The organism is Paenibacillus elgii NBRC 100335, from assembly GCF_004000865.1.
GTDB classification, from domain to species: Bacteria; Bacillota; Bacilli; order Paenibacillales; family NBRC-103111; genus Paenibacillus_G; species Paenibacillus_G elgii.
The window spans coordinates 110,392-129,620 of record NZ_BIMB01000002.1 but is presented as its reverse complement, the minus strand read 5'-3'; the positions used below and the strand labels follow the sequence as shown (position 1 = coordinate 129,620).

17 protein-coding genes and 1 pseudogene are annotated in these 19,229 nt (G+C 52.6%); 13 read left to right on the top strand and 5 right to left on the bottom strand.

What is annotated here, in order from left to right; genetic code table 11:
* Window positions 1-5: 5 nt before the first annotated feature.
* Complete coding sequence (locus PEL01S_RS02165; protein WP_127459090.1) at window positions 6-1,082, top strand: ABC transporter ATP-binding protein; 1,077 nt, start codon at window positions 6-8, stop codon at window positions 1,080-1,082.
* 27 nt (window positions 1,083-1,109) lie between these two features.
* Entirely contained in the window at window positions 1,110-2,123 is a 1,014-nt protein-coding gene (locus PEL01S_RS02160; protein WP_063178151.1) for an ABC transporter substrate-binding protein, read from the top strand.
* Window positions 2,124-2,202: 79 nt separating this feature from the next.
* On the opposite strand, the gene PEL01S_RS02155 is transcribed toward PEL01S_RS02160, so the two are convergent.
* Window positions 2,203-2,727 carry a hypothetical protein gene (locus tag PEL01S_RS02155; protein ID WP_127459089.1) on the bottom strand — a complete coding sequence of 175 codons (525 nt, stop codon included), beginning with the start codon at window positions 2,725-2,727 and terminating at the stop codon, window positions 2,203-2,205.
* A 215-nt stretch (window positions 2,728-2,942) separates the two neighbouring features.
* Here PEL01S_RS02155 and PEL01S_RS02150 point away from each other — a divergent pair, with 215 nt between their 5' ends.
* The 4 genes from PEL01S_RS02150 to PEL01S_RS02135 all read left to right on the top strand — a co-directional run bounded on the left by PEL01S_RS02150 (window position 2,943) and on the right by PEL01S_RS02135 (window position 7,518).
* Window positions 2,943-4,112, top strand: a complete 1,170-nt coding sequence (locus PEL01S_RS02150) for a GntR family transcriptional regulator (RefSeq protein WP_063178155.1) — start codon at window positions 2,943-2,945, stop codon at window positions 4,110-4,112.
* A 307-nt stretch (window positions 4,113-4,419) separates the two neighbouring features.
* On the top strand, window positions 4,420-5,703 hold the full coding sequence (locus PEL01S_RS02145; RefSeq protein ID WP_127459191.1) for an ABC transporter substrate-binding protein: 1,284 nt from the start codon (window positions 4,420-4,422) through the stop codon (window positions 5,701-5,703).
* A gap of 69 nt (window positions 5,704-5,772) precedes the next feature.
* A complete protein-coding gene (locus PEL01S_RS02140; RefSeq protein WP_127459087.1) occupies window positions 5,773-6,666 on the top strand; it encodes a carbohydrate ABC transporter permease in 894 nt (297 codons plus the stop codon).
* A 15-nt stretch (window positions 6,667-6,681) separates the two neighbouring features.
* Window positions 6,682-7,518, top strand: a complete 837-nt coding sequence (locus PEL01S_RS02135; RefSeq protein ID WP_127459086.1) for a carbohydrate ABC transporter permease — start codon at window positions 6,682-6,684, stop codon at window positions 7,516-7,518.
* A gap of 99 nt (window positions 7,519-7,617) precedes the next feature.
* Here the strand turns inward: PEL01S_RS02135 and PEL01S_RS02130 are convergent, their stop codons facing one another.
* Window positions 7,618-8,604, bottom strand: a complete 987-nt coding sequence (locus PEL01S_RS02130; RefSeq protein WP_108531120.1) for an NAD(P)/FAD-dependent oxidoreductase — start codon at window positions 8,602-8,604, stop codon at window positions 7,618-7,620.
* Between the two features lie 420 nt (window positions 8,605-9,024).
* On the opposite strand from PEL01S_RS02130, the gene PEL01S_RS02125 reads away from it, so the two are divergent.
* Window positions 9,025-10,215, top strand: coding sequence for an NAD(P)/FAD-dependent oxidoreductase (locus tag PEL01S_RS02125; RefSeq protein ID WP_127459085.1), 1,191 nt, complete (start codon window positions 9,025-9,027; stop codon window positions 10,213-10,215).
* A 4-nt stretch (window positions 10,216-10,219) separates the two neighbouring features.
* Window positions 10,220-10,477: a hypothetical protein gene (locus PEL01S_RS02120; protein ID WP_010493665.1), complete on the top strand. Its 258-nt coding sequence runs from the start codon at window positions 10,220-10,222 to the stop codon at window positions 10,475-10,477.
* A 67-nt stretch (window positions 10,478-10,544) separates the two neighbouring features.
* Here PEL01S_RS02120 and hemQ read toward each other — a convergent pair whose 3' ends face one another.
* Entirely contained in the window at window positions 10,545-11,291 is a 747-nt protein-coding gene (gene hemQ / locus PEL01S_RS02115) for a hydrogen peroxide-dependent heme synthase (RefSeq protein WP_127459084.1), read from the bottom strand.
* A 398-nt stretch (window positions 11,292-11,689) separates the two neighbouring features.
* On the opposite strand from hemQ, the gene PEL01S_RS02110 reads away from it, so the two are divergent.
* The 3 genes from PEL01S_RS02110 to dnaI all read left to right on the top strand — a co-directional run bounded on the left by PEL01S_RS02110 (window position 11,690) and on the right by dnaI (window position 14,873).
* Window positions 11,690-11,974: a YuiB family protein gene (locus tag PEL01S_RS02110; RefSeq protein ID WP_174806889.1), complete on the top strand. Its 285-nt coding sequence runs from the start codon at window positions 11,690-11,692 to the stop codon at window positions 11,972-11,974.
* Window positions 11,975-12,338: 364 nt separating this feature from the next.
* Complete coding sequence (locus PEL01S_RS02105; RefSeq protein ID WP_127459082.1) at window positions 12,339-13,838, top strand: replication initiation and membrane attachment family protein; 1,500 nt, start codon at window positions 12,339-12,341, stop codon at window positions 13,836-13,838.
* 78 nt (window positions 13,839-13,916) lie between these two features.
* Window positions 13,917-14,873: a primosomal protein DnaI gene (dnaI, locus tag PEL01S_RS02100; protein WP_063178175.1), complete on the top strand. Its 957-nt coding sequence runs from the start codon at window positions 13,917-13,919 to the stop codon at window positions 14,871-14,873.
* 111 nt (window positions 14,874-14,984) lie between these two features.
* Here the strand turns inward: dnaI and PEL01S_RS02095 are convergent, their stop codons facing one another.
* Window positions 14,985-15,134, bottom strand: coding sequence for a hypothetical protein (locus PEL01S_RS02095; RefSeq protein WP_010493655.1), 150 nt, complete (start codon window positions 15,132-15,134; stop codon window positions 14,985-14,987).
* A 217-nt stretch (window positions 15,135-15,351) separates the two neighbouring features.
* Between PEL01S_RS02095 and trxA the strand changes: the two genes are divergently transcribed.
* Both trxA and uvrC read left to right on the top strand, forming a co-directional pair.
* The gene (gene trxA / locus PEL01S_RS02090; protein ID WP_063178177.1) at window positions 15,352-15,669 is read left to right on the top strand and encodes a thioredoxin; all 318 of its coding nucleotides are present in this window, start codon (window positions 15,352-15,354) and stop codon (window positions 15,667-15,669) included.
* 90 nt (window positions 15,670-15,759) lie between these two features.
* Window positions 15,760-17,820 (top strand): excinuclease ABC subunit UvrC, encoded by a 2,061-nt coding sequence (gene uvrC / locus PEL01S_RS02085; RefSeq protein ID WP_127459081.1) that lies wholly within the window; start codon window positions 15,760-15,762, stop codon window positions 17,818-17,820.
* 130 nt (window positions 17,821-17,950) lie between these two features.
* Here the strand turns inward: uvrC and PEL01S_RS35060 are convergent.
* Window positions 17,951-18,196: pseudogene (locus PEL01S_RS35060) on the bottom strand (CPBP family intramembrane glutamic endopeptidase); the annotation flags it as partial.
* Window positions 18,197-19,229 lie beyond the last annotated feature (1,033 nt).

Sequence of the window (19,229 nt, the reverse complement as noted above, 5' to 3'; positions counted from 1 at the left end):
AAGACTTGGCAGCCAAATCGGTCACGCTCAAACAGGTTACGAAAGCTTATGCGGGCTTGGGCACCAAGCAGCCGTCGAATGCGGTATCCGATGTCAATCTGGTCATCGAAGAGGGGCAGTTCGCCACGCTGCTCGGTCCGTCCGGCTGCGGCAAAACGACGACGCTGCGCATGATTGCGGGCTTCGAAGAGATTACCTCCGGTGAAATTTTGTTCGGGGAGCAGCCGGTAAACGAGATTCCGCCGAATAAACGGGATTGCACGATGGTGTTTCAGTCGTACGCTTTGTTCCCGCATTTGAACGTCTGGGACAATGTCGCCTACGGGCTTAAAATCAAAAAATTCGATCAAGCCGTGATCCGGGAAAAAGTGTCGCGCGTGCTCGAAATCATGAACCTGAACGAGTATAAGGAGCGCATGCCTTCCCAAATGTCAGGCGGCCAGCAGCAGCGCGTCGCGCTGGCCCGGGCGCTCGTGATGGAGCCGAGCGTGCTGCTGTTCGATGAGCCGCTGTCCAATCTCGACGCCAAGCTGCGCATCGTTATGCGCGACGAAATCCGCCGCATTCAGCGGACGCTCGGCATTACCGCGGTCTACGTCACGCACGACCAGAGCGAAGCGATGTACATGAGCGACGTCGTCATCGTCATGAACAAAGGGCGGATCGAGCAGATCGGCACGCCGCAGGAAATTTACCAAAGACCGAAGACGAAGTTCGTCGCCGACTTTATCGGCTCGGCCAACTTCGTCGAAGGTAAGGTGGTGCGGGTCGTCGAGGATCGCTTGGAGATCGATACGCCAATGGGTATAATGGTAGCAGCGAACCATGCGGAAGTTACGGCTGGACAGCAGGTAGCGCTGGTCATCCGGCCGGAATCGGCCGTCGTCTTGAAGACGGCGAACAACAACGCGGTCATTACGAAAAGCGTCTTCATGGGGCAAACGCAGGAATACGAGATTGATTTTGGCGGAAAAATGTTTCAGGTCACCCAGCATAATCCGATCGCAGGCTCGGTTTTCTCGACCGGGGAGCACGTGACGCTCGAATTTCCCGAGCATTCGATTCAAGTCGTTCCGGCCTAATCTACAGACAGCAAGGGGGCAGCAGGCATGAACAAGAGATGGCGGGGAGCGTTAAGCCTTATCCTTTGCGCGGCCGTGTTGACCTCCTGCGCTTCCGAGCGCAAAGGAACGTTAACCATTTATGCAGGATTGTACGAAGACCACGCGATTAAAGTTGTGGAAGCGTTCCAGAAGGAAACAGGCATCAAAACCTCCTACGTTCGCATGTCGGGCGGGGAGATTCTGGCGCGCATACGCGCGGAGCGAGGCGCCCCGAAAGCGAGCGTCTGGTACGGCGGTCCCGCGGATACGTTCGTTCAGGCGAAAGCGGAGGGACTGCTGGCTCCCTATTTATCACCGAATGCCAAGTGGATCGACGAGAAATACAAAGATCCGGACAATTATTGGATCGGTGTCTACGTCGGCGCTCTGGCCTTGGTCTCCAACCGCAAATGGTTGCAGGACGTCGGATTGTCCGTACCGCAAACTTGGGAGGACTTGCTCAATCCGAAGTACAAAGGGATGATCGTCATGGCCGATCCGAGATCCTCGGGTACGGCTTATACGATATTGGCCACGCTCGTACAGCTGTGGGGCGAAGAGAAAGCATTCGATTACTTGAAGAAGCTGCAAGGACAGGTTCGCAGCTATACGACGAGCGGAAGCACGCCCGGGCGCAGCGTCGGGATGGGCGAGGCGGGAACGGCCATCATGTTCGCGCACGATGCCGTCAAATTTTACAAGGAAGGCTTTCGCGATCTGCTGATCCATTACCCGGGCGAAGGCACCGGATACGAAATCGGCGCGATGGGGATGATCCAGGGCGGTCCGAATGAGAAGGAAGCGCAGACCTTTATCGATTGGGCGCTGACGAAGCAGGCACAGGAGCTCGGCAAGCAGGTCGGCAATTACCAGTGGCTGACGAACCGGGAAGCGGTATCTCCCGAGGATGCGGTCTCTTTGGACGCGCTGCGCGTCGTGCCGTACGATCAGACTTGGGCGGGAGCCAACCGCAGCCGGCTGATCGAGCGGTGGGTAAAGGAAGTGCAGGGCGGGCGATGATCAGCCTCAGAACAAAAAAACAAAACCCGACGACTTAGCCGGGTTTCACTCTAGTCAGGTCCGTTGACCTGGCTTTTTACTATACGAATGCGTGAATCAAGAACAAAATGGCGAATGCCAGTCCAGACCGCAAATGCCACTTTCGGTCCATTCGCCTATATCTCAACAAGCCCGAAACCGGTACCGGCAGCAAGACGAACAGCGCAAGCAGCCCGCTAATATTATGGAAATCCAATTTAATGCCATACATGAAGACGGCAACCGCATGAAGCAAAATAAGAGCAATGGCCACAATCGCGATAGGAGTATGCCACTTTCGCGCAAAGCGAAGCAGGGCAGCTATCCACTTTTTCGGGTTGCCCAATCGATCCCATATGCGCTGTTTGATTATAAAGGCAAGTACGTAATTCGCCAAAACGAAGAACAAAGCTATTCTCGCCATCGAGCCATAGTTCTTAAACGTATGCTGGAAACTCCGGCTATGCACGGTTGACGACGGAAGATGCAGCAAACTCCAGAGTTCCCATAGCACAAGCAGCACGGATACGGCAATTGCGGCTGTTACCCACAATCTTTCTTTACGGGGGATCCATGGTTGTTTCATTTCGTTGGCTTTCTGCGAGAGCATTTCTAATTCCCCCTTTGATAGATAGGCATACTATACTCTATTTTTCTTAAAATTTGATGAAAAAATACGTTATGTCCATAAAATAGAACACTGTCCATTTTCCGCATACGAAATTTCCTATTTGCCTGTAAGAATGCGCTATGTTACACTCAAATTGGTATGTTAACATAACAAGCAAGAGGGATGAAACGATGGGGACTCCGATCTACGAGAAAATAATCCAGCATTTGTTAAAAAAAATTGAGCTCGGACAGCTTAAACCGAAAGAAAGGGTCCCGTCGGAGAAAGAACTGGCGGATCAATTCGGGGTCAGCCGGATCACTTCCAAAAAAGCGCTGGAAAAACTCGCACAGTACGGCGTCGTCACCAGAATTCGCGGCAAAGGGTCCTATGTTTCGGAGCATTTCGACAGCACGCGGTTCGCTGATTTCGCTCATTCTGCGGATAAGGAAGAGTCCTTTCATCAGAGCGGCCCTTCCGGCGGTGCAACGGAGCAAGTAACGATCGGCATTATTGCTTCATATTTCTCCGCTTCTTTCGGCCTCAACATTCTTCGAACAGTGGAAAAGACGCTTTCTGCGCGAAATTATCATTTGATCGTCAAATGCACGTATGGCAGGAAGGAGCTGGAGGAGCAATTCATCCGTTCGCTGCTCGACTACGGCGTAGACGGTCTGATCATATCTCCTGTCAACGGAGAGCATTACAACGAGGAACTGTTAAAGCTGGTTTATAGAAAGTTCCCCCTCGTGTTAATCGATAAATATCTCCCCGGGATTCCAGCTTGCTCCGTATATACCGATCATAAGCAGGCGGCCGGCGTGCTGACGGACTACTTGCTCGACCAGGGGCATGAGCAGATTGTTTTCGTTTCGGCTCCGGCCGAAAACACGTCGTCGATTGAGGAGCGGATTCAAGGCTTCACCAACGCCTTTTTGAAGCGGGGGATGGCGATCGGGGTAAACTCTATCTTCACGGACATGCCCGCCCTGAATACCATGGCGTACGACGCGGCCGATCCTATGGAGTGGGATAGCGGACCGCTGAAAGCTTTCTTGGATGAGAATCCTTCGATTACGGCCATATTCGCTTGCGAATACGACAACGCGATTCTACTTTCCCATGTGCTTCGCCAGCTCGGCAGACATCGCGACTGCGAAGTCGTATGCTTCGATATGATCTATTCCCGCCATGGTTACTTTCCTTTAACCCACATTCTTCAAGATGAACGGGAAATCGGACAAAAGGCCGCAGAGCTGCTGTTGGCGCAGCTGGAACGCCGGGAAGTCCCGCTGCTGAACCCTGTCGGCTTTAAGCTGAAGGTCAAATCACATGATACCCGATATGAAAATGAATATTGATTTATGATATGGTATATTGATATACCATATTTTTTTGCAAAAAATACCGGGGGAGATCGTTATTCTGCAACAAAAATCGGCAAAATAAGCTAATTTTTATTGTTTTTTCATGAAAATCACTGAATTGACACAAACATAAGATGATGTTAATATAATTAGCATGTTGATATATCTTAATTGGTATACCAATATGCTTTTATTTTCGGCAAAAGGGGGGCGAAACAAGAAATAGGCATCGATCATTATGAAAGCCTTTACAAGAGTTGTGCAGCCGATTACAAAATGGGGAGGCAATCCGGTGAAACCTATGAACAAATGCTTAATGGGATCATTCGCATCGTTGATAGCGCTTTCGACTGTTTTAATCGGATGTTCGTCGGGCAGCGGGGATTCCGCAAACGGAACCGGCGCCAAAAAAACAAAGGTGACCTTTTGGCACGGCAATACGGATACGGAGAAAGAGGCGCTTGAGAGAATCGTCAAAGCGTTCCACGAGCAAAATCCCGATATTCAGGTTGATATGACTTATATCGCTCAGCAGGGCGAAGGTCAGAACGAGAAGCTTTTGGCCGCCATCGCGGGCGGAAATCCTCCCGATGCGGCTTATTTCGACCGGTTCGAAATCGGTTCCTGGGCGGCACGCGGATCATTGACTGATCTGACCGATAAAGCGAAGGCCGAACAGATCAACGCCTCCGACTACTATGAATTTGCAATGGCCGAAGCGACGTACAAAGGAAAGCTGTACGGGCTTCCGAACGACACGGATTCCCGGCTTTTATATTATAACAAGGATCAATTCAAGGAGGTCGGGCTGGACCCGGAACATCCTCCGAAGACGATCGCCGAGCTTGAAGCCGCTGCGGAGAAGCTGACCAAGAAGACAGGCAAGCGGTTCGAGCGGATCGGATTTATCCCCTGGTACGATCAGGGCTGGATTTATACGTGGGGCTGGGCTTTCGGCGGCGATTTCTATGACAAATCGGCCGACAAAGTAACGGCGGATCACCCGAATGTGGTCCGAGCGCTCGAATGGATGCGCGACTACGCCAAGAAATACAACATTGAGGATGTCGCTGCTTTTACCGATTCGGCAGGCTCGGGAGCGGATAATCCCTTCCTTACCGGCCAGCTTAGCATGACCGTCAGCGGTCCGTGGCGCATCGCCGGAATCAAAAAGTATAAGCCGAATTTAAATTACGGCGTTACCCCGATTCCTACGCCGACAGGCGACAAGTTTACAAGCTGGTCCGGCGGATTCAGCTACATCATCCCCAAAGGCGCGAAAAATGCGGACGCCGCCTGGAAATTCATTAAATTCGCAGCAGGGAAGAACGGACAAAAAATATTCAGCGAGACGACCGGCAATTTGGCGACCATCCCGTCAGTCAACGAAGGGATTAAAGATCCGGCGACGAAGAAATTCGCGGAAATTCTTCCGCAATCCCATAACCGGCCGGTCATTTCCGCAGGCTCCTTATTGTGGAACGAGTTATCCAGAGCCAGAGACAACGCGATTCATGATAAAGGGACGCCGAAGGAGATTTTGCAGGAGGTTTCCCAAAAAGTGAACTCCGAATTACATAAATAGGTTGGAGAGGACACGGTAGGGGAGCCGGTTTCCGGCTTCTCTATCGCTTCCGCCACAGGAGGTTCGGCGATGAAAAGACAAAGTGTGGAAGCGGGCGAAAGGCTGTACGGCTGGTTGTTTGCTTCGCCCTGGCTGATCGGCTTGTTTATCTTTTTCCTTCTCCCGCTGGCTGCTTCCATCTACTTCAGTTTTACCACCTACAGCATTTTGGAGCCGGGGGAGTTCATCGGTCTTCGCAATTACCGCGAGCTTATGCAGGATAAAGTGTTTTGGGCGGCAGTCTATAACACCGTGTACTTCGCCGTGTTCTTTGTCCCGCTCAGCATCGTGTTCGGAGTGCTGCTCGCCTTGTTCTTGAACATGAAAGTGAAAGGGATGGCCATTTACCGGACGCTCTATTTTTTGCCGACGCTGGTTCCCCAGGTCGCTCTGGCCGTCTTGTGGATGTGGCTGTTGAATCCCCATTTCGGCTTGGTGAACGGCATGCTCGATAAGCTCGGGATCGCCGGCCCTGCCTGGCTGGGAAGCGAGTTTTGGTCCAAGCCGTCCCTCATTCTGATGTCCCTATGGGGAATCGGTCAGGCCGTGGTCATCTATTTGGCCGGTTTGCAGGATATTTCGCAGGACTATTACGACGCGGCGGAAGTGGACGGGGCGAGCTGGCTGCAGAAGGTTCGAAACGTAACGCTGCCGCTGCTGACGCCTGTTATATTTTTTAATCTGGTCATGGGCGTCATCGGGGCGTTGCAACAATTTACTTTGCCGTATTCGCTCACCAAAGGACAAGGAACGCCGGCCCATTCGCTTATGTTTTACGTCATGCATTTATATGATAACGGATTCAAATATTTCAAAATGGGCTATGCTTCGGCAATGGCCTGGCTCCTGTTTTTGGCGATTATGCTGCTGACAGGGATTTTATTTATGACCTCCAAGCGGTGGGTTCATTATCAGGGGAAATGAGGGGGCGAATCCACGGTGAACCGAAAATCGAAGAGCAGGCTGACGAACGTGTCGGCCCATGTCGTTTTGCTTCTGGCTTCCGTTTTTTTCATTACGCCGTTTATATGGCTTGTCTCTACCTCGCTCAAGCCGTCTACGCAAATTTTCACTTGGCCTCCGGAATGGATTCCAAAGCCGTTTACTTGGAAAAATTACTCGGACGCCATAGAGTACATCCCGTTCTTCACCTATCTCAAGAACACGATCGTCATTACCGTTCTGAGCACGGCCGGCGCCGTTCTGTCGTGTCCGCTCATTGCCTACAGCTTCGCCAAACTGAGATGGAACGGCAAAAAAGCGCTGTTCGCCCTGACGGTAGCGGTGATGATGATTCCCGGCCAGGTCACGATGATTCCGTTATTCGTGTTGTTTAACAAGCTGGGCTGGGTCGGTACGCCGCTTCCTTTAATCGTACCGCTTTTTTTCGGCGCTCCGTTTTTTATTTTTTTGCTCAGACAGTTTTTCCTAGGGCTTCCGGATGAATTGCTGGACGCAGCGAGAATCGACGGGGCGCACGAATTCACGATTTATTGGAAAGTGATTCTTCCGTTAGCGAAGCCGGCCGTTTTGTCGGTGGCGTTGTTTCAATTTATGAACAGCTGGACGGATTTTATCGGTCCGTTGCTTTACTTGACGAATGAAGCTTCGTATACGATGTCGCTCGGGCTTCAGCAGTTTCAGAATCAGAAGGGCTCAGAGTGGGGGCTCATGATGGCGGTCGCTACGATGATGACGGTTCCCGTCGTGATTTTGTTCTTCTTCACCCAAAAAAAATTCATTCAAGGAATTACGTTTTCCGGAATTAAGGGATAGCTGATTCAATAGGACATGTGCTGTTTAATAATAAAAAGATCGCTCTCGTTGAGAACGGAGCGATCTTTTCGGCTAAAGCCTATATAGATGAAAGGATTTTTACAATTTCATATTGCTGCTGTGGCCCGGGGACAGCTTGGCTGTCGGATCGATGTACACCTTCGCGTTGTTGATGGCGGTCGGTGCTTCGCCGAAACCGACGGCGATGAGCTTCAGCTTGCCGGGGTACGTTGTAATGTCGCCGGCAGCGAAAATGCCTGGGATGCTGGTTTCCATCCGTGAGTCAACGATGATGGAGCCGTTGTCGATATCCAGTCCCCATTCGGCAATCGGGCCGAGGGAGGAGACGAAGCCGAAGTTGACGATTACAGCATCGACATCGATGACGCGCTCTTCGCCCGACTTGCAGTCGGCAAGTACGACTTTCTCGATTTGGTCGCGGCCTTCAAGCTTCTTGATTTCAGTCGGAGTGACGACTTCCACCTTGGACTTCATCAAATTCTCGACACTGTGCTCATGCGCGCGGAATTTGTCGCGGCGGTGAATCAGCGTAACTTTCTCCGCGATCGGTTCCAGCATCAGCGCCCAGTCTACCGCAGAATCGCCTCCGCCGCTGATCAGTACCTTTTGGCCCGCGAAGCGGTGAAGGTCGCTGACGAAGTAGTGCAGGTTTTTCTTCTCGTATTGCGCGGCTTCCGGAAGTTCGAGCTTTCTCGGTTCGAACGCACCGACGCCGCCGGTAATGATGACCGCTTTAGATTGATGCACGCCTTTGTCCGTTGTAACTTCGAACAGGCGCTCGTCTTTTTTCTCCACCTTCAATACCTTTTCTTCCAGGCAGATGGAAAGCGGGAAATGCTTCATTTGCGCTTCCAAATTATGAACAAGCTCTTGCGCTGTTACCTTCGGAAAGCCGGCTACGTCATAGATGTATTTCTCCGGATAAAGCGCTGCGAGCTGACCGCCCAGTTGTGGCATGCTTTCAATCAATTTAACGGAAGCTTGGCGCATTCCTCCGTAAAACGCCGCAAACATCCCTGCCGGGCCGCCGCCCACGATAATAATGTCGACGATTTCGCTGCTCATGGTGGGTCAAACACCTCCGAAACATAGTAAAGTCCATTCTAATTATAATCGTACGGCTACGACATTGAAAATATAAATTAGACTTTTCAATGAGTAATATAATTAATTAGCCTGATAAAGTTTTTATATGGCAATAGGCAGCAGCTGAAGGAATCGAAGGGATACCATTGTTAGTCTGGCGATTTTCCTAGGTTTTTAACCAAAATAAAACTTGCTATTTGCCTCGTATCATTATATTATTGCATTTGAATTGGTTAAAACTGTTGGTATAAATACACATCATTTGCTTATATTTTCAAGCGCCGGAGGGAACCCTGTAGGGAGAAAAACCATTTTTCGGCGTCGCTTGTGTAATTTTTCACAAACAGTTTTCAAACTCATATACTATATAGAAAAATATGTGATGGAAGGGATAGAACCATGAGTCGAATTCCAAGAATAGTCATTTTAGGCGCAGGCTACGGCGGGATCGTAACGGCTATTCGGTTGCAAAAAGAGCTGAATTATAATGAAGCTGACGTCACGCTCGTAAATAAACACGACTATCATTACATTACGACCCATCTGCATATGCCTGCCGCAGGGACGGATAATCCTGAAAATGCACGCGTGAACATTCTGAAGCTGATCGACGAGTTCAAGATCGATTTCGTGAAATCGACCGTCGTTCAAATTCGGCCGCAAGAGAAAAAAGTCATTCTGGAAGAGGGCACGCTCTCTTACGATTACTTGGTCATCGGCTTGGGCGGCGAACCGGAAACGTTCGGCATTCCGGGGCTGAAAGAATATGCGATGAATATTCGCTCCATCAACAGCGTTCGCTTCATCCGCGAGCACGTGGAGTACCAATTTGCGAAGTTCAAGCGCGAGCCTTCCCGTACGGACTATCTGACCTTTGTTGTCGGCGGCGCCGGCTTCACCGGGATCGAGTTTGTCGGAGAATTGGCTGACCGGATTCCGGACCTGTGCAAAGAATTCGACGTGGACCCATCCCTCGTAAAAATATATAACATCGAAGCGGCTCCGACGGCGCTTCCGGGGTTCGATCCCGAGCTTGTCGAGTACGCGATGAACGTATTGAAAAACAAAGGCGTGACGTTCAAAATCGCGACCGCAATCAAAGAGTGCACCCCGGACGGCGTCGTGCTTGCAACCGGTGAAGAGATCAAATCCGCTACCGTCATCTGGACCGGCGGCATTCGGGGTAACCATATGCTGGACGAAGCCGGTTTCGAGACGATGCGCGGCCGCATCAAGGTCGACGATACGCTACACGCTCCAGGGCACGACAACGTATACGTGCTCGGCGATTGCTCGATCGTGATGAGTCCGGAAGGCCGTCCTTATCCGCCAACGGCGCAAATCTCGATGCAGCAAGCCGATATGTGCGCGCACAATCTGGTAGCGCAAATCCGCGGCTCCGAGCTGAAAAAGTTCGAGTATAAGCCGAAGGGTACCGTAGCTTCTCTTGGACGCGGCGAAGCGATCGGGATCGTCGGCTCCAAGAAAATCAAGGGCGGTACCGCGGCCGTGATGAAAAAGCTCATCGACCTGCGCTACTTGTACATCATCGGCGGTATTCCGCTCGTGCTCAAGAAAGGCCGCTTCTAGACCGATGCGCAACTGCAGCATTCAGGTTCGGGGGCTGCTGACCCGAGAGGAGCTTGACCGGTACAACGCTCTTCTTGAAGTAGGCCATTACCTCGAATCGCAGAACCGTTACGACCTGTCGTATATCGTGCAGAAAGAAATCGACATCCTCATTCTTCCGGCCATCGAGCGGCTGAAGGAAAAATCGCGGCAGCGCGACCGGGACACGGAAGAGTACTTGCGGCGCAAAGAGCTGGAGCTCTTGGATGAAGACGACGAATAAACGAGCAAACCCTTGCAGCTTTCGTTTCGGCGAATGCCAGCAAGGGTTTTTTCGGCGGGTTGGCCTGTTACAGCTTCAGCATCGAAGCCATTTTCTCTTGATTCAGCAAGTTGCCGACATAGAAATCGCCGAACTCCCCGAAGCGGGCGCTCGTTTCATCAAAGCGCATTTCATGAACGATTCTCTTGAATTGCAGCGCATCGTCCGCGAACAGCGTAACGCCCCATTCCCAATCGTCCAGACCGATGGAGCCGCCGATGATTTGCTTCACTTTGCCTGCATAATTGCGGCCGATCATACCGTGTCCGCGCATAAAGTTACGGCGGTCTTCGGCGGGCAGCATATACCAGTTGTCGTTGCCCTCGCGCTTCTTGTTCATCGGATAGAAGCAAATATGTCCCGCTTTCGGCAGGATCGGTTTCAGGCGCGCCACGACATCCGGGTCCTGCATCGGATCGGTTCCCGGCTTCGCCATATAAGCGCCGAGCTCGACTACGGAGACGTAAGAGTACGTCGGAATCGTCACTTGCGCGAACATGGTTTTGTTAAATTCGGTTTCCAGCTCGTTCAATTCTTCCAACGTCTCGCGCAGATGCATGAAGACGAAATCGGCTTTTTGCCCGACAATGGAATAAAAGGCGGTGCTGCCCTGCTTTTGGTCCTCGGTGCTCTGATATTTGCCGAGCAGGGTGTACAGCTCGTCCTCGGCGCGCGCTCTTTCTTGAGCGGTCAAGCTTTTCCAGGCGTTCCAATCGATTGCGCGGAAATCATGCAAGCTATACCAGCCATCCAATGGATGTACGATTTCACTCATTAATGGACACTCCCTTATTCCTTCAAAATGGGCACTGCTACCAGCTGCTTGTTTTATTGTAGCGAAATCGGCTGCAAAGGGCAAATGCGGCTCCGTGACGAAACGGCAAACTTTTTGTGAACGCTTGCCATAAAAATGCTATTACAATTCGGAGTTCGTCTGCCGATGTACCTGTTAAAGGAGGCGTCCGTCATGACAAACCGGTTAACGCTAGGCATTTTGATGGGGACGCTCATCAGCATCCCGTTTTGGATCGCGGCGATCGGCTGGTACCGTTTTATTTGTTCTCTTTTGTAGCTCGCACCTGTGATTTTTTTCATATTTCGTTCACAACGGCTCACTTTACCGCGCCTTTGTTTTTTTATACAATATAGGCATATGGAAAGGAGCTGTCCGCTTTGCTGCAATTGATCATCGTAACCGTGCTGCTGTTCGTGCTGTTTTTCGGGCTCGGTTTTATTCTAAACATGCTTATGAAAACGACTTGGTTCCCCATTTACGGATATATAGCGCTCATGATCGGCTTGGTCATTTATTGGGGCTGGGGCACCGGCTCGCTCGCTTCGAACCTGGCCGAATATTCCATCGCCGATTACGTCCCTGCCGTCGGCGGCCTGATCGGCGCCGTCCTCAGCGGCTCTACGATCAAATCCTTGCGTCAAAAAGGCTTCAAAATGTTTTAGTATTTCGGTTTTTGGGTTTTGTTTTTTGTACTCTTTTTCAAAGCAGGCTCTGCCGTTTGGCAGGGCCTATGTTTTTTTATGGGGGAACGGGGTGTGGAGCGGAGAGTCGTGTGACTGCCGGAGAGTCTACGTGCCGCCTTTAAAATCGGATTCTTACCGCAAGGTAAGTTTATTAGAATCCGATTTTAAGAGCGGCCGGAGGCAGTCAGCACGACTCGCAGCGCAGCTCCCCCAGTGCTCTCTTCCCCGAAAACATCTCTCTGCCAACCAACCAAAAAGCCTGCTTTTTCCTCCTATCCTCTTTGTCGATTTGTGTGATAAAATGGAGGGTAAACATTTGAATCACGGATGGAGTTTTGACTGAATGCGGATAACGAATTTGCTGCACTTTTCCGAATATCACCGTTTCTATGTCGTGCGGGATTTCGCTTTGAGCAGCTTGGATTATAAGATGATGGCCGCGGTGTATCAGCCGATGATCGGCGCTTACGCCGTCAGCGTATACATGACGCTGTTCCAGCAGCTGCCCGCGGACAAAGTCGGTCATTCGGCGATGGAGCAGCAACGCAAGCTGTTTCTGGCGCTGGAGCTGGAAGCGAGCGAGAACGGCCGGAAGCTGTTCATCGAGCAGACTTCCAGGCTGGAAGCGGTGGGATTGCTTAAGACGTCGCGCCGGTTTGCGGCCGCTTCGGACGATTACGTGTACGAGTATACGCTGTTTGCGCCGCTGCCACCGACGGAATTTTTCCGGAATCAGCATTTGACGCTGCTGCTGCGGGATAAGGTCGGTAAATATGCGGTGTTTGCGCTGCGGGACGAGCTGGTGCTGCCGCAAGCGCAGGAAATGACGGACGCCAACACCGAAAATTTGTCCGTGCCATTCTACGAGCTGTTCCGTCTGAATACGCAGGTGATCGATCATGAGCTGGAAAAAGCATTCTTCGAATCGGCGGCGGCCAAGCCTGCCGAAGCGAAGCCGGAGGTCATGTACAAGGGCTATCAATACGCGGAGATCATTATGCATTTCCCGCGGGAGTCGGTAAACCGGGACTTCGTGGAGCGGCTCAAATACGAGCCGGAGCAGCTGGCGACGATCAATTTTGTAGCAAAAAAGTACAACCTGTTCCTGACCGACGTATGCCGGCTTTTGGACGAAGACGGGGTGTTCGACGAAGACGGACGAATCGTGCTCGAGCTGCTTCAGCACAAAGCCAATCAAGTGTTCCGGCAGGATAAAAAGCGGACCGAAGAGCGGACGCGGTATATGGCGAAAATTGCCGATAAAACCGGCGAGACCGACCGCGCAAGCAAGAGCCCGGCACCGGCGGGTGACAAAAGCGTCGAGATGGAATATTACCTCGAAGTGCCCGATCTGTTTCAAGGGGAATGCAACCAGCACCAGTACAACTACATTTTGCGTAATGAGCCGTATACGTTTTTGCTGGAGAAAATTTTCAGTCAGGGCTCGATCCCGGACGGGCTGCTCGATACGCTGGCCAAGGTCGATTTGAACTACGGTCTGCGTGAGGAAGTCATGAACGTGCTGATTCATTACATGTATGTCAATAAGCGTTCCTGGTCGAGAGCGTCCATCGAATTTAGCGTCACGGACATGCTGGCCAAGCAGGTCGGTACGTTCGAAGAAGCGGTGCAGTACATTCGCGAGCAAATGAAGTTTCAGGAGCAGCAGCGGACGCGCCGTAGCGGAGGCGCAAGCAGCGCGAATACTCCGGCCAGGGGAGGCCGGGGGCGGCAGAAGCCGGTCATTCCGGTCGTCAAGGATACGCCGGCAGCCAAAACGCTGTCTTCGGCCGAGCGGGAGGCGCTCCGTAAAATGGCGCAGCAGCTCGACGGAAAGCTATAGAAGTCCTGGGAGAGGACTCGATCGTACTAGAGAAGCGTCAGCGATGCCCGGCTAGCAATCAATGGGGAGGTGCAGCGGATGGAGTCGCTTGGGGAACTTTTGCGGGGCGGTCAGGGCCGTCAATTGCTGCAGCAGGCGGAAAATAAGGTGCGGGAAATCGCATCCGATCCGCTGATCGTCAAGCTGAGAGCCAAACACCCGGAGCTCGACAGCCAGACGATCAAGCTGAATTTGAACAAGCTGCATCAATATATAACGGAATATAATAATTGCAACAATTGCCCGGGTCTGGACCGGTGCCCGAACGATATGGAGGGTCATTACACGTTGCTCGACGTCGAGCCAGGTGAAGATTGGACCCGAGTATACGACCAGAAGGTCGCATGCAAGAAATTTATCGCCAAAGCAACGCAGGATTCGGTCCGCAGCCGGATTCGCAGCTTCTATGTGGACGAGCGGGCGTTGTCCCAAGGGTACTCGTCGCTCGAAATTTTGGATAAAGATCCGGACCGGGAAGAAGCGGTAGGCCGGATTATGCAATATATCGTAACCATTCGTCAGCAGGGGCTTCAGCCAACAGGCCTCTACTTAGCCGGTAACTTCGGAACGGGCAAGACGTTTCTGATGTGCTATTTGCTCTATGAACTGGCAAAAGAAGGTTACAGCGGGGCGATCGTGTACATGCCGGATTTTGCCGAGGATCTGAAAACGATGTTCCAGGACCCGATGAAGCTGAAGGAAACGATCGACGTACTGAAGGAGACGGACCTGCTCGTCTTCGACGATATCGGGGCGGAGAATTTGAATCCGTGGCTTCGTGACCATGTGATGGGAGCGATCCTGAACTACCGGATGAACCGCAAGCCGACGTTTTTCACGTCCAATCACGATTTGGACGCATTGGAGAAGCATTTCAGCTTCACCAGCAAGGACGGGGACGAGGAGTTCAAAGGACGACGCATCATGGACCGGATTCGGCCGTTTGTCGACGTGGTCATGGTGAACGGATATAACAAACGGGGGGCGCGATCTTGATCCTAAAGGGCCGCGCTCCTTTAGCTCAGCATGAAAAATGCACAAAAAAGCCTCTGCCGCCCTCCGGAAATGGAGATTAAGCAGAGGCTTTTCGCAACGGCCGGACCATGATTACTTCATCATAAGCGAAGCCGCTGTCGCGATGATGCCCACCACGAGCAGGATGGCAAAGAAAACGCCGAAGCCCGTAGCCACGTCGATAAAATCATTCCGTTGCTCTTCGTACACGTGAAGTTCGGGATTTCTTGTCGAGTCGTTCATACAAGGTTCCTCCTTAGGGTTGTGCCGGGCAAAGCCGCCTGACGGCACAGCTTAGGCAGCTTAGCGATACTCATATACGGCTAGTATACCCAAAATCGCCTTCCATTGTAAAGGATGTAAAATGACAATTGTGCAAACTTTGGCTCGGTTGAAAAAGGCTCTCGATGTGGTATACTTTACATGTTGACATTATTTCCGCAAAAGGAGAAATTGAATCATGGCTATCGTTAATGTGTCTGACCAATCTTTCTCAGCTGAAGTAGAAGGATCCGGTACGGTTCTTGTAGATTTTTGGGCGCCTTGGTGCGGACCTTGCAAAATGATCGCTCCCGTGTTGGAGGAGCTGGATACAGAAATCGGCGAAAGCGTGAAAATCGCGAAAGTGAACGTGGACGACAATCCGGAGTCCGCTTCCCGTTTCGGCGTAATGAGCATTCCGACGCTGATCGTGTTCAAAGACGGCCAGCCGGTCGATAAAATCGTCGGCTTCCAGTCCAAAGATGCGCTGAAAAACGTATTGAGCCGCCATCAATAATTTGGCAGCCTGCGGATCGCGTGAGAAAAAGCTCTTTTTCTGCTATGCTGGAAAAAGAGCTTTTTGCCGTTGGGAAAGGGGAGGAATTCGTTGACCGAATATGCAGGGGAACCGGATCGCCAGGACCGGAAAAAAATACTGGAAGCGATCAAAAACAAGCTGTCGCTCGTCCCGGAGCAGCCCGGCTGCTACCTGATGAAGAACCGGGAAGGGACGATCATCTATGTCGGTAAAGCGAAGGTGCTGCGCAACCGGCTGCGGTCTTATTTTACCGGGAGCCATACGATCAAGACGCAGCTGCTCGTAAACGATATCGTCGATTTCGAGTACATCGTTACGGCCAATAACATGGAAGCGCTCATTCTGGAGTGCAATCTGATCAAAAAATATTATCCGCGATACAACGTTCTGCTGAAGGACGACAAGTCGTTTCCATACATCAAAATTACGAACGAAAAGCACCCCCGGCTGGAAGTGACGCGCCGGGTGCTGAAGGACAAGGCCAAATATTTCGGTCCTTATCCGAACCCGTACGCCGCGGGAGCGACGAAGAAGCTGCTGGACCGGCTGTATCCGCTCCGCAAATGCAAGACGCTCCCGGACCGCGTATGTCTTTACTATCATCTGGGACAGTGCATCGCGCCCTGTGAGTACGAGGTCGAGCAGGAGACGTACGACAAGATGGTGCACGAAATCAGCCGGTTTCTCAGCGGCGGACATAACGAGATCAAGCAGGAGCTTACCCGCAAAATGCACGAAGCGGCCGAGGAGCTCAATTTCGAACGGGCCAAGGAACTGCGGGACCAGATTCAGCATATCGATACGGTCATGGAGAAGCAGAAGATCACGACGACGGACACCGTGGACCGCGACGTGTTCGGCTTCGCCGTGGACAAGGGCTGGATGTGCGTGCAGATTCTCTATATGCGCCAAGGCAAGCTGATCGAGCGCCATGCGTCGTCCTTTCCGTACTACGGCGAAGCGTATGACGATTTCTTGACGTTCGTGACGCAATATTACAGCGAGAACCCGGCGCTGCCGAAGGAAGTGTTCCTCCCGGCATGGACGGAAGGACAGCAGCCCGCGCCAGGCTCGGAAGCGGCTGCTACCGTCGAGGTGCCAACGACAGAGGCACATATGGAAATGGTGGCCGAAACCGGCACAGCGTATTCCGTAGACGCCGATCCGGAGCCGGCCGATGATCCAGCGGAAGCGGACGACCCGGCTGGATCGGGGTCCAAAGCCGATGTGAAGGAAGCGCTGGAAAGCTGGCTCAAGGTCAAAGTGCATATTCCGCGGCGCGGACTCAAGAAAAATATGGTCGATATGGCCTGTGACAACGCCCGTGTATCGCTGGAAGAAAAATTCCGTCTGATCGAGCGCGACGCGGACCGGACGGTCAAAGCGGTCGAAAATCTGGGACAATGGCTTGGCATCGGGATGGTGCACCGGATCGAGGCGTTCGACAACTCGAATATTCAAGGGTCGGACCCGGTATCCGCGATGGTCGTATTTACGAACGGCAAGCCGGACCGCAAAGAGTACCGGAAGTATAAAATCCGTACCGTACAAGGACCGGACGATTACGAAACGATGCGGGAAGTGGTGCGCCGCCGGTACGAGCGGGTGCTCAAGGAAGAACTGCAGATGCCCGACCTGATCGTGATCGATGGCGGACGGGGCCATATGTCCGCAGCGATCGACGTACTGGAGAACGAGCTCGGGCTGTACATTCCCGTCTGCGGGCTGGTCAAGGACGCGAAGCACAAAACCGCTCAGCTCTTGATCGGCGATCCGGCCGAAGTGGTCCCGGTGCCGCGCGACAGCCAGGAGTTTTATTTGCTCCAGCGCATTCAAGACGAAGTGCACCGCTTCGCGATCACGTTCCACCGGGAGACCCGCGCCAAGTCGATGACCGTCTCGCAGCTTGACGCGATCCCCGGCATTGGGGAGAAACGGCGCAAGGCGCTGCTCAAGCATTTCGGCTCGCTTAAGAAAATAAAAGAGGCCGAAGTCGTAGACTTCAAGCCTCTGGGGATCGGTGAGAAGCTGGCGGGCCAAATTTTAGCGGCGTTAAACGGCCGGAATCCGGATTCGTCTCCGGAAGCGGGGGAGCTCCAGGAAGAGATGCAGCAGGCGGACGCCGATTAAACCGGCCGTGAAGCCATGCAATGATCCATCCGACCGCTGCGGGTACAAGGAGATATAGCGCTCCGAGGGCAATCTGCAGCGGCTCTCCCGTATACATAAGCGATAGTCCCATCAGAATGCTGTCCATCGCGGCATGGGCGAACATAGCGGTCAAGAAGCCGTACCGCAGGAACGCCCATCCGAAGACAAGGCCGAGCACCGTTACCTCGATCAGCCGCGTGTACACCGGATAGATCGGGTACTGCGTATGGCTCATGGCCCAGATGACGCTGGGCAGGAGTACGGCCAGCACCCGGCTGCGGGTCAGTCTCAGCACGAGCGCAATCCCGAGCAGCCGGTAGACGGCTTCCTCCGATATCGCGGCAGCCCAAGCCATTAATGGGAAGAAGCCAGGCATGCGCATATTGTAGATGGAGTCCGTCGGCTCGCTGACCGCCCATACGTCGAACGCCTCGGAGGCGATGAAGAGCATCACTTGCTGCACCCCAAGGATGAACAAGCAGATCAAGTAACCGCGTACCATGGCCGTTCGCGTCTCGCTTCCGAACCGCGGATCGCGCCATACCGGCCACGCGTTCCAGCCGCGGTTCAGCCAAAGCTGCCGTCCGGCCAGGAAGGAAAGGTAAGTCGAGCCGGCCATCAGCGTAATGAAAATATTCATAATGACCAAATAGATAGCGGCCTCCGGCTCCGAGGGGCCGCTTCCGTGCATAGTCCGGAAGGCCGGCAGCATATTGAAGTTGTTCGTCAGGTAGATCGCCAAAAACAGCATCGACAGTACCGCACCGCGGCCGAAGCGAACTTCCTTCCGATGGCGGACGATGACAATCAGCGCGGCAAACGTCATCATCAGGGACACCGCCATGCTGATTCTTGTCATCAGGGCTGACCGCTCGTCTTGAGCTTGCTGCCAGGAGATAAAGCTGTCCGGAGCCGGAAAAGCCGGTTTAAAGGACGCGATTTGTCCGCCGGACACATCGAGCCGTAGCTCCAGCTTCGCCCCGCCAATTTGCTCCGTTTTGCTCACATAAACGAGAGCCCCGTTGCGCTCCTTGCCTTTTTCACTAGATAGTACAAATTGCTCTGGCGTGTAGCCCATATCCCGGATCGCGTGCTCCGCCAATCGGACCAGATCGGTTTCGGCCGAGCTTACCGTGTCGCTTTTGGCAACCGGAGATTTGCTGCGTGCCCAACCGAAAATTTGCAGTGTTTTGTAATTTACGGCGACATAATAAGTGGTTCCGTTCGGCTTGTCGTTGATCTCAACCTCATAAAACTCAAGCGGATATTGGTCTCCGTAGCGCTTCGCGTATTCGTCGTACAGGTGTTCTTTTTGCAGATAGCCGCTAATGGTCATGGACGCTTGGTACAGCACGTTCGTCTGCGACTCCGGGGACAGCTTGAACCTG

Coding starts and splice junctions, on each gene's coding strand:
- PEL01S_RS02125 (WP_127459085.1), top strand. CDS start 9,025: ATGAGTCGAATTCCAAGAATAGTCATTTTAGGCGCAGGCTACGGCGGG.
- trxA (WP_063178177.1), top strand. CDS start 15,352: ATGGCTATCGTTAATGTGTCTGACCAATCTTTCTCAGCTGAAGTAGAA.
- PEL01S_RS02140 (WP_127459087.1), top strand. CDS start 5,773: ATGAAAAGACAAAGTGTGGAAGCGGGCGAAAGGCTGTACGGCTGGTTG.
- PEL01S_RS02155 (WP_127459089.1), bottom strand. CDS start 2,727: ATGAAACAACCATGGATCCCCCGTAAAGAAAGATTGTGGGTAACAGCC.
- PEL01S_RS02095 (WP_010493655.1), bottom strand. CDS start 15,134: ATGAACGACTCGACAAGAAATCCCGAACTTCACGTGTACGAAGAGCAA.
- hemQ (WP_127459084.1), bottom strand. CDS start 11,291: ATGAGTGAAATCGTACATCCATTGGATGGCTGGTATAGCTTGCATGAT.
- PEL01S_RS02130 (WP_108531120.1), bottom strand. CDS start 8,604: ATGAGCAGCGAAATCGTCGACATTATTATCGTGGGCGGCGGCCCGGCA.
- dnaI (WP_063178175.1), top strand. CDS start 13,917: ATGGAGTCGCTTGGGGAACTTTTGCGGGGCGGTCAGGGCCGTCAATTG.
- PEL01S_RS02105 (WP_127459082.1), top strand. CDS start 12,339: ATGCGGATAACGAATTTGCTGCACTTTTCCGAATATCACCGTTTCTAT.
- PEL01S_RS02120 (WP_010493665.1), top strand. CDS start 10,220: ATGCGCAACTGCAGCATTCAGGTTCGGGGGCTGCTGACCCGAGAGGAG.
- PEL01S_RS02160 (WP_063178151.1), top strand. CDS start 1,110: ATGAACAAGAGATGGCGGGGAGCGTTAAGCCTTATCCTTTGCGCGGCC.
- PEL01S_RS02145 (WP_127459191.1), top strand. CDS start 4,420: ATGAACAAATGCTTAATGGGATCATTCGCATCGTTGATAGCGCTTTCG.
- PEL01S_RS02150 (WP_063178155.1), top strand. CDS start 2,943: ATGGGGACTCCGATCTACGAGAAAATAATCCAGCATTTGTTAAAAAAA.